The sequence below is a fragment of the Enterobacter sp. UPMP2061 genome (assembly GCF_053709615.1).
Genome location: NZ_JBSKJP010000002.1, coordinates 676,150 through 682,794, shown reverse-complemented (window position 1 = coordinate 682,794; position 6,645 = coordinate 676,150). Strand labels below are relative to the sequence as shown.

At 54.0% G+C, this 6,645-nt stretch carries 7 protein-coding genes; 1 reads left to right on the top strand and 6 read right to left on the bottom strand.

The window, feature by feature from the left end; translation table 11 throughout:
* Window positions 1-13 precede the first annotated feature (13 nt).
* The 6 genes from cheW to flhD form a co-directional block, all read right to left on the bottom strand.
* Window positions 14-517: a chemotaxis protein CheW gene (gene cheW, locus ACWKXX_RS08785; protein WP_039270525.1), complete on the bottom strand. Its 504-nt coding sequence runs from the start codon at window positions 515-517 to the stop codon at window positions 14-16.
* Window positions 518-536: 19 nt separating this feature from the next.
* Entirely contained in the window at window positions 537-2,546 is a 2,010-nt protein-coding gene (gene cheA, locus ACWKXX_RS08780) for a chemotaxis protein CheA (RefSeq protein ID WP_017384416.1), read from the bottom strand.
* Window positions 2,547-2,550: 4 nt separating this feature from the next.
* Window positions 2,551-3,480, bottom strand: a complete 930-nt coding sequence (motB, locus tag ACWKXX_RS08775) for a flagellar motor protein MotB (RefSeq protein WP_196064095.1) — start codon at window positions 3,478-3,480, stop codon at window positions 2,551-2,553.
* Complete coding sequence (motA, locus tag ACWKXX_RS08770) at window positions 3,477-4,364, bottom strand: flagellar motor stator protein MotA (RefSeq protein ID WP_003859696.1); 888 nt, start codon at window positions 4,362-4,364, stop codon at window positions 3,477-3,479. Before motA ends, motB begins: the two co-directional genes overlap by 4 nt.
* Before the next feature lie 123 nt (window positions 4,365-4,487).
* Window positions 4,488-5,066 (bottom strand): flagellar transcriptional regulator FlhC, encoded by a 579-nt coding sequence (gene flhC / locus ACWKXX_RS08765; protein ID WP_003859695.1) that lies wholly within the window; start codon window positions 5,064-5,066, stop codon window positions 4,488-4,490.
* A 2-nt stretch (window positions 5,067-5,068) separates the two neighbouring features.
* On the bottom strand, window positions 5,069-5,419 hold the full coding sequence (flhD, locus tag ACWKXX_RS08760; RefSeq protein ID WP_003859693.1) for a flagellar transcriptional regulator FlhD: 351 nt from the start codon (window positions 5,417-5,419) through the stop codon (window positions 5,069-5,071).
* A 795-nt stretch (window positions 5,420-6,214) separates the two neighbouring features.
* Here flhD and uspC point away from each other — a divergent pair.
* Window positions 6,215-6,643, top strand: coding sequence for a universal stress protein UspC (uspC, locus tag ACWKXX_RS08755; protein ID WP_017384418.1), 429 nt, complete (start codon window positions 6,215-6,217; stop codon window positions 6,641-6,643).
* Window positions 6,644-6,645 lie beyond the last annotated feature (2 nt).

Sequence of the window (6,645 nt, the reverse complement as noted above, 5' to 3'; positions counted from 1 at the left end):
ACCCGGCTTTGTTTTATGCTACATGATTCGCCGCAATATCCAGCAGCGCCATCTCTTCGCTGTTCAGCAGCTTCTCAATATTCACCAGAATCAGCATACGCTCGCCGAGCGCACCCAGCCCCGTCAGGTATTCCGTCGACAGCGTGACCGCAAACTCCGGCGCAGGACGGATTTGATCGGCGGTCAGCGACAGCACATCAGACACGCCATCCACCACGATCCCCACCACGCGCTGCCCCAGATTCAGGACGATCACCACCGTGTTTTCGTTGTACTCCACATCGCCCTGGCTAAACTTCACGCGCAGGTCCACGATAGGCACAATCACACCGCGCAGGTTGGTCACACCCTTGATAAACGCTGGCGTGTTCGCAATGCGCGTTACCTGGTCGTAACCGCGAATTTCCTGCACTTTCAGGATGTCGATACCGTACTCTTCATCCCCTAAAGTGAAAACCAGGAATTCCTGTCCAGATGGCTCGCCCGCCAGTTTCGTTACGTTACTCATACCGGTCATGTTATTACCTTTTACTTAATCAGGCGGCTGTGTTCGCCACACGTTGTTCACGATTTAATCCCTGAAGTGCCGATACATCGACGATCAGCGCGACGCTACCATCACCCAGGATGGTGGCAGCAGAGATCCCCGGCACTTTGCGGTAGTTACTTTCCAGGTTCTTAACCACCACCTGATGCTGACCAATCAGCTGATCGACCAGCAGCGCGTAGCGGCGTCCGGCGCTTTGCAGGATCACAACGATACCCTGCGTGGCCTCGGTTTTTGCCCCGTCCACTTCAAACACTTTCCACAGTTCCACCAGCGGCAGGTACTCGCCGCGCACTTCGAGCACGCGCTCGCCGCCCGCCAGCGGATGCAGATCTTCTTCACGCGGCTGGAGGGACTCCATCACCGCGTTCAGCGGCAGAATAAAGACTTCGTCCGCCACTTTAACGGACATGCCGTCAAGAATGGCCAGCGTCAGCGGCAGCAGGATACGAATCGTGGTGCCCGCGCCCTGCTTAGACTGGATCTCAACGTGACCGCCCATCTCCTGAATGTTACGTTTCACCACGTCCATGCCCACGCCGCGGCCGGAAACGTCGGTGACCTGCTCTGCGGTTGAGAAGCCCGGGGCAAAAATCAACATGCCCACTTCTTCGTCGGTCATATTTTCGTTGACTGCCATTCCCTGCGAAATCGCCTTCGCCAGAATGCGCTCGCGGTTCAGGCCCGCGCCGTCATCGGTCACTTCGATGCAGATGTTGCCGCCCTGATGTTCCGCTGACAGGATCAGGTTGCCCACGGGCGATTTTCCGGCTGCTACGCGGTTTTCCGGCAGCTCGATGCCGTGGTCGAGGCTGTTACGCACCAGGTGCGTTAACGGATCGATAATGCGTTCAATCAGGCTCTTGTCCAGCTCGGTGGAGCTGCCCATCAGCGTGAGTTCGATCTGTTTGTTGAGCTTGCCGGCCAGGTCGCGCACCAGGCGCGGGAAGCGGCTGAAGACATATTCCATCGGCATCATGCGGATGGACATCACCGATTCCTGTAAATCGCGGGCGTTACGTTGTAACTGGCCCATGCTGGTGATGAGATCGCCATGGGTCACCGGGTCCAGCTCGTTGGAGCGCTGGGCCAGCATCGACTGGGTGATGACCAGTTCACCCACCAGGTTGATCAGCTGATCCACTTTCTCCACCGCCACGCGAATGCTCGTGGACTCGCTGGAACGCGCCGCTGGTTTTTCACCGCGGGCCGGAGCGGCCGTCTCTTTTGGCACGGCTTTCAGGGCCGGGGCAGCGGCAACTACCGCAGGGGTATTCTCTGCCGGAGCAGGCGCTTCAACGGCCGCCGCCTCGGTTTCAAACGCAATCTGATCCGCTTCAATCACGAAGCAGAGCACCGCCACGATGTCATCCTGGCCAATCCCGCCGTCGAGCGTCGCGGCCAGGCTGTCTTTGCCCTTCACCACGTTGCTGAGCGTCGCCAGGTTCCCCAGCTCCTCTTCCAGCAGGTTGACCTCGTTCTCCTTCAGACGTGACAGCACCACGCGCAGTTTTCCTGCGGGCGCGTCAGGCGCCGTATCGGGTTCGGCCACGGCGTCAACAACGCTCAGTTTTGCCGCAGGGACAGCGGGCGCAGACGCCTCACCTTTGGCTTCCAGCGCTAACTGACGCAGCGCGTTGCAGATGTATTCAAAGCTGGCGGCATCAGGCTCTGCCGAACTTTTATAGGCGTCGAGCTGTTCCTGCATAATATCTTTCGTTTCCAAAAACAGGTTGATAATGTCGGTATTGAGCTGCATCTCACCGCGTCGTGCTTCATCCAGCAGGTTTTCCATTAAATGGGTGGTTTCCTGCAAAATGGTAAATCCAAACGTTCCGGCACCGCCTTTAATGGAATGCGCCGCACGGAAGATGGCATTGAGCTGTTCTGAGTCCGGTGCCTCGGGCACCAGATCCAGCAAATGTTGCTCCATATCGGCCAACAATTCGTCGGCTTCATCAAAAAATGTCTGGTAAAAATCGGTAATATCCATGCTCACGCTATCACCTCGGATTGGCTGGTGGCGATGTTGGAACGGCAGCCGAAGGGATGGCCCCAGGCTGTTTTAAATCGTCCAGTGACTCATTCTGACTTTCGGCGTTTTCATGCAGGATGGCCTGCTCCGCCTGCTGGTTCAGCACTAAAAGACTGATACGACGGTTGATGGCGTCATCCGGTCCGCGGTCGGTAAGGCGCATGGTTGCAGCCATGCCGACCACGCGCAGGACCTTGCCATCATCAAGCCCACCCGCCACCAGCTCGCGACGCGAGGCGTTGGCGCGATCGGCAGAAAGCTCCCAGTTGCTGTATCCTTTCTCTCCCGTGGCGTACGGGAAATCATCCGTGTGTCCGGACAGGCTAATGCGGTTTGGAATACCGTTCAGCACCGGTGCAATCGCACGCAGAATATCGCGCATGTAGGGCTCCACGTCGGCGCTGCCGGTTTTAAACATCGGCCGGTTCTGGCTGTCGATGATCTGAATACGCAGCCCTTCCTGTACCAGGTCAATTTTCAGGTGCGGACGCAGCGCGCGCAGCTTAGGGTCCGCTTCAATCAGCTGATCCAGGTCACCGCGCAGTTTTTTCAGGCGCGCCTGCTCCATCCTTTTTTTCAGCTCGTCGATGTTAGGCTGTTTTTTCACTTCGCCCTGCTGCTGGGTGTAATCGTCACCGCCGCCGGGGATCGGGCTGTCGCTGTTAGAAATGCGCGGCCCGCCGGTAACCGCCGTCGCCAGCGGCGTTCTGAAATATTCCGCAATCTGAATAAGCTCTTTCGGGCTGGAGATGGAGATTAGCCACATCACCAGAAAGAAGGCCATCATGGCGGTCATAAAGTCGGCGTACGCGATCTTCCAGGAGCCGTGAGAACCGTGCCCGTGCCCCTTATGCTTGCGCTTTTTTACGATGACGATCGGATGGGACTGGTTTTTCATGCGTCCTCAGTTGTCGTCTGTTGGTTAGGGTTTTTCACCGCGCGCACGTGCTCTTCCAGTTCGATAAACGACGGACGTTCGCTGGAGTAAAGCGTCTTACGACCAAATTCGACGGCAATCGGTGGCGCATAGCCGTTGAGGTTTGAGAGCAGCGTAATTTTCACGCACTGCATCATTTTGGTGGTTTCGGCGCTCTTCTGGCGCAGCACGCTCGCCAGCGGGGAGATAAAGCCGTAGGCCAGTAAAATACCGAGGAACGTCCCCACCATCGCGTGGGCAATCAGCGCCCCCAGTTCAGCCGCCGGGCGATCCGCCGAGGCCAGGGCATGAACGACGCCCATGACCGCCGCCACGATGCCGAACGCCGGAAGCGAGTCGCCCACCAGCGCCAGGCTGTTGGCCGGTACTTCGGACTCGCTCTCGTGGGTTTCGATCTCTTCGTCCATCAGGGCTTCAATTTCGAAGGTGTTCATGTTGCCGCTGATGATCAGTCGCAGGTAATCGACGATAAAATCGAGCATCATCGCGTCGGCCAGAATACGCGGGTAGCTGGCGAAAATTTCGCTCTCTTTCGGGTTTTCGATGTCCCGCTCCAGCGAGAACATCCCCTGCTGACGTGACTTCGCCATCAGGCGATAGAGCAGCGCCAGCAGATCCATATACATGCTTTTGGTGTATTTCGAGCGACGAAACAGCAGCGGAATCGCCTTCAGCGTGCCCTTGATCGATTTGCCGTTGTTACCAACGATAAAAGCCCCTACCCCTGCACCGCCGATGATGACAAGTTCAGCCGGTTGATAGAGTGCTCCAAGGTGCCCGCCGGTCATCATGTAACCGCCGAAAACTGTACCGAGAACTACCAGGTAACCTAATAAGATAAGCACGACATCATCCTTCCGCTAGTGACTATGGCAGGACGTTCATTTCGAGCGCATGACCTGAACGCAGGGTAAAAAAAAGCAGCGGTAATCGCTTACCGCTGCTGGAATCTTGCCCACAGGTTCGGGTTAAACAGCGTGTTCGATCTGTTCATCCAGCAGTTGTGGAATAATATCGGCAGCATCCCGGGAAAGTTTACGTCTTTTTACGGCTCGGGATGGAGGCTGGCACAAACTACAGGCGAAGCTGCCCGCAGGCTGGTGTGCGTGGGTAATGAAATTGCCGTCACAGCAGTTGCAGCGGGACAATTCAAGCATTCCGCTTTCAACAAAACGCACCAGCGTCCAGGCGCGGGTCAGCGCCAGCAGGGGTCCCTCTTCCTGCTGCGGGCATTGCTCAAGGTAAAGTTTGTAGGCTTTGATCACGGCATCAACGCCGCTGCATAAGCCCGTTTTAAGCAGGTACTGCCAGGCGTTACAGAACATGGAAGCATGAATGTTCTGCTCCCAGGTCATGAACCAGTCAGTCGAAAACGGCAGCATGCCTTTTGGCGGCGGGCTACCACGCAATTCTTTGTACAGCTTGATCAGACGACCACGGCTCAGCTGCGTCTCGCTTTCCAGCATTTGTAAACGCGCACCGAGCGTGATGAGTTCCATCGCCAGCTGGATATCACGGGCTTCCTGAACAATGCTTTTTTCGCTCATTGTTAAGCCCTTTTCTTCCGGGCTACGTCATCAGGCTGGCTGATTTCGTTGAGCAGGCGGGTGGAGAGAAGAATACCGGTGTGGATCTGTTGCAGATCATCCACGCGGGATTCCTGAGTCAGACGCGTAATAGTCTGCGGGTTATCAAAACGGAACTGGCAGACAAGTTGATTGGTTTCAGCCAGCTTGACCATTTGCGGGAGGGTTAATCCACCCAGCATGGTTGCCATCTCTTCGTTAACACCCAGACGAAACATCGCTGACGGTTTGTCCTGACTAATCAAACGCTGCGCGAGCAATAAATATGACAAATTGATGTCATAAATATGTTTTAGCAACTCGGATGTATGCATTTTTCCCATCCCGAATAACCAACTATTATTTTTATGCGGAAAGACCGCACCCCGTGATGTCGCCGGGAAATCACCCGGTATAAAAAGAAAAGGCCAAATGCATAGTTGAATTTAGGTTTGTACGTCGTAAAGCGCGTGACCGGTTAACATGGCCAAAATGTCGGTTACACATTTTATCTTTTCTTACAAATAACTAAGATTTTTCCTAATTCGACGCAAACTCTACTCGTCAGTTTTGACACATACAATGCAGCCCCCCCTGGAATTTAAAAAAATGTGATCTCCGTCACATAATTTACGCGAATGTACCCCATAAATCCATCAGCGTGACTTGTAATTTGACTATTTATTGAGCAACTGAAGCTTGTTTATATTCTTATGGAACGAATACTCATGCAGAGGGATGAGGGGATCGGGTATGAAAATTGCTACGTCGAAGAAGCACTGCCCTTTCGCGTCACAACGGGCGCGAACGCCAGAGAAGAGGCGGAGTTAATTAAGTAAAAACAGCAGGTTAAGTTTTCCTTTCGAGAAAAAAGTTTCCATGGGTAACCATCACGCTTGCGTTGACGATCGGTTAACGCGATTTAACAGCACGGAAGGCTAAATGTGTGATTTACGTTAAGTTGTTAATTACTTTCATTTAGCGTCCCCATTTCGTTATTCTTCTTATAAGAATAATTAATGAATAATTATGATAAGCTTCACACTATTGTCGCATGTGCCTCTTGCAGAAGCGGCAGATTCGAGGTAAAGCTTGAGAAACGTGTCATTCTGACATAAAAGGAGTGTGTGATGAGTTACTCCCATCTTCTTGTTTCTGTTGCGGTTTCCCCCGAAAGTCATCAACTCGTCGCCCGTGCCGTTTCCATTGCCCGCCCGAATAATGCCCGCATAAGTCTGATTACCCTGGCTGCTGAACCCGAAATGTATAATCAACTGGCAGCGCCAATGCTGGAAGATATTCGTGAGGTTCTTCAGGAGGAAACGCAGCAATTTCTGCGCGAGCTGGTTGAGCGGGCAAAATATCCTGTCCACCAGACGGTGATTGCCACCGGCGAGTTAAGTGGACATATTCTCGACATTTGTCAGAAACAGAATGTTGACCTGGTCATTTGCGGAAATCATAACCAGAGCTTTTTTTCCCGGGCGGCATGCTCGGCAAAATCCATCGTTTCGTCAAGCCAGGTGGATGTCCTGCTGGTGCCTCTCGGGGGCAATTAATG

Excerpts from the sequence above, each read along its gene's own strand:
- motB (WP_196064095.1), bottom strand. The coding sequence starts at position 3,480 with ATGAAAAACCAGTCCCATCCGATCGTCATCGTAAAAAAGCGCAAGCAT.
- flhD (WP_003859693.1), bottom strand. The coding sequence starts at position 5,419 with ATGCATACATCCGAGTTGCTAAAACATATTTATGACATCAATTTGTCA.
- cheW (WP_039270525.1), bottom strand. The coding sequence starts at position 517 with ATGACCGGTATGAGTAACGTAACGAAACTGGCGGGCGAGCCATCTGGA.
- flhC (WP_003859695.1), bottom strand. The coding sequence starts at position 5,066 with ATGAGCGAAAAAAGCATTGTTCAGGAAGCCCGTGATATCCAGCTGGCG.
- uspC (WP_017384418.1), top strand. The coding sequence starts at position 6,215 with ATGAGTTACTCCCATCTTCTTGTTTCTGTTGCGGTTTCCCCCGAAAGT.